The following is a 2,331-nucleotide window of genomic DNA, read 5'->3' on the forward strand; positions in this document are numbered from 1 at the left end:
CTCGGAGGCCTCTCGGATGTACCCATGGACCTCCTCGTGCTGGGCCTGCTCCCCGTGGCTCATGTTGAGGCGGGCGACATCGACGCCGGCCTCGACGAGGGCGTGGATCTTCTCCCTGCTGGAGCAGGCGGGCCCGATGGTGCTGACTATTTTCGCTCGACGACTCACGGGCACAACACTATGTAATTACTGGCCAGTACGTGGATTTGTGCAGGACATCGTCGACGAACGTTCACAGATTGGTATAGACCTCGGTGTCTGGTCTAGACCAGAAAAGACGAGGTCGGAGGCCTGCGCGGACGCCTGCACGCGGGCTGAACCGGGGGCCGAACGGAGGACTGCGCGGGGGCCGCCGGGCCGTCCCTCAGCTCTCCCTCAAGACCTCGATGGTCTGCTGGCAGAACGCCTTGAGGTCGTCGGGCCTGCGGCTCGTGACGAGAGTGTTCGGCCCGCCGGTGCAGACCTGGACCTCCTCGTCCACCCAGGTCGCCCCGGCGTTGCGCAGATCGGTGCGCAGGCTCGGCCAGGAGGTGAGCGTACGGCCTCTGACGACGTCGGCCTCGATGAGCGTCCACGCCGCGTGGCAGATCGCCGACACCGGCTTGCCGGCCTCGAAGAAGCCCTTGACGAAGGCGACCGCGTTGGGCTGCATCCGCAGGTAGTCGGGGTTGGCGACGCCGCCCGGCAGCACCAGCCCGGCGAACTCGTCGACCGACGAGACGTCGACGGTGCTGTCCACGGGGAAGGTGTCGGCCTTGTCGAGGTGGTCGAAGGCCTGGATCCGGCCCGAGTCCGTCGAGATCAGCCGGGGTACGCCACCGGCCTGCTCTACGGCCCGCCACGGTTCGGTGAGTTCGACCTGCTCGACGCCCTCGGGTGCCGTGAGGAACGCGACGGTCTTGCCCTGTAGATCGATGGCCATGAGGACTCTCTCCCGTTCTCGTTGCTGTGGCTTCCGGTGACGCGCCTAGCCCTGCCCTGAGATCGCGGGGATATACATGCGCGACCGGGTGCGGGACGTCACCCGGTCTTCGCGCCGCAGCTCAAGATGCGCAGGCCGTGCCGGCAGGCGTAGGCGTCGGCGATGCAGCGGTTGCCGAACGTCCTGGTGGTGCCGTCGGCGAACCGGCAGGTCACGGGGTCATAGATCATGGTGCAGGCCTCGGGGCAGGCGGCCTGCGCCGCGGGGGGCTCCGTCTTCGCCGCTGCGGCGCCGCCCAGCAGGCCGAGCGCCAGCACGAGGCCGATGAGGACCTGAATCGTGCCCCGCATCGCACCTCCCCCGTCATCGGTGTCACCACGATCGAACGTACATCACTCATCGTATCCATATCGTCACCCGATCTCGCGCGGCCCCCTCCGCCCGGCGATTGATCGACTGCGCGGTGGCACCCTGGTTCACTGGCGGGATGGTCGATCCTCTGCGTGAACGAGACGAGGCCGTTGCCGCGCTGGAACTGGTGGGGAGGGCCGCGGAGCCGTATCTGCGGAGTCTGCCGGACCGCCTGGTCCACGACAGTGCGCATGACGTTCTGCTGGACGAGCTCGACGGCCCGCTCCCCGAGGTCGGGGAGGGCACCGTGGCCGGCGTGGAGCGGCTCCTGCGGGTGGGCACCACCGCGGCGACGCACTCGGCCGGGCCGCGGTTCTTCCATTTCGTGGTGGGCGGCGCGACCCCGGCGGCCCTGGCCGGCGACTGGATCACCTCGCTGCTCGATCAGGCGGCCGGGTTGTGGGCGACCTCGCCGCTCGCCGCGCGGGCAGAGACCGCCGTGCTGCGTTGGTTGAAGGAGTTGTTCGGCCTGCCGGAGGCCTGGGGCGGTGTTCTCACGCCGAGTGCGACGTTGGCGCATGTGAGCGGGCTGGCGTGCGCGAGGTACTGGTGGGCCGATCGGCACGGTGTGGACGTGACCGCGCGGGGTCTGGCGGGTCTGCCTGCGATGCCGGTGCTGAGCAGCGGCTATGTGCATGTGAGCACGCGTAAGGCGTTGCAGATCCTGGGCTGCGGCCGCGACACGCTGCGGGTGTTCGCGCGTGATGAGACCGGGCGGGTCGATCTCGTCGCGATGGAGGCGGCGCTCGCCGAGGTCGGCGGCCCGGCGATCCTCGTGGGCAATGTGGGTGAGGTGAACACCGGGGACTCGGATCCGATCGAGGCGCTCGCCGATCTCGCGGAGCGGTACGGGGCGTGGTTGCACGTCGATGGGGCCTTCGGGCTGTTCTCGGCACTCTCGCCGCGGACCGCGCACATGTCCCGAGGGGTGGAGCGGGCCGCTTCGGTGACCGTCGATGGGCACAAGTGGCTGAACGTGCCCTATGAGAGCGGTTTCT

Annotated in this window: 4 protein-coding genes; 1 reads left to right on the plus strand and 3 read right to left on the minus strand. The window is 69.0% G+C overall.

Going from position 1 to position 2,331, the window contains the following annotated elements; genetic code table 11:
• From HKK72_RS38625 to HKK72_RS38635, 3 genes are all read right to left on the minus strand, one after another.
• On the minus strand, nucleotides 1-174 hold a 174-nt coding region (locus HKK72_RS38625), incomplete at its 3' end, for a pyruvate kinase (RefSeq protein WP_315987663.1).
• Nucleotides 175-364: 190 nt separating this feature from the next.
• Complete coding sequence (locus HKK72_RS38630; RefSeq protein ID WP_187239332.1) at nucleotides 365-922, minus strand: type 1 glutamine amidotransferase domain-containing protein; 558 nt, start codon at nucleotides 920-922, stop codon at nucleotides 365-367.
• 98 nt (nucleotides 923-1,020) lie between these two features.
• Entirely contained in the window at nucleotides 1,021-1,272 is a 252-nt protein-coding gene (locus HKK72_RS38635; RefSeq protein ID WP_187239333.1) for a hypothetical protein, read from the minus strand.
• Nucleotides 1,273-1,409: 137 nt separating this feature from the next.
• On the opposite strand from HKK72_RS38635, the gene HKK72_RS38640 reads away from it, so the two are divergent.
• Nucleotides 1,410-2,331: pyridoxal phosphate-dependent decarboxylase family protein (locus HKK72_RS38640; RefSeq protein WP_261987604.1), on the plus strand; the 922-nt coding region annotated here is incomplete at its 3' end.

This window comes from Actinomadura sp. HBU206391 (genome assembly GCF_014323665.1).
Lineage (GTDB): Bacteria > Actinomycetota > Actinomycetes > Streptosporangiales > Streptosporangiaceae > Actinomadura_C.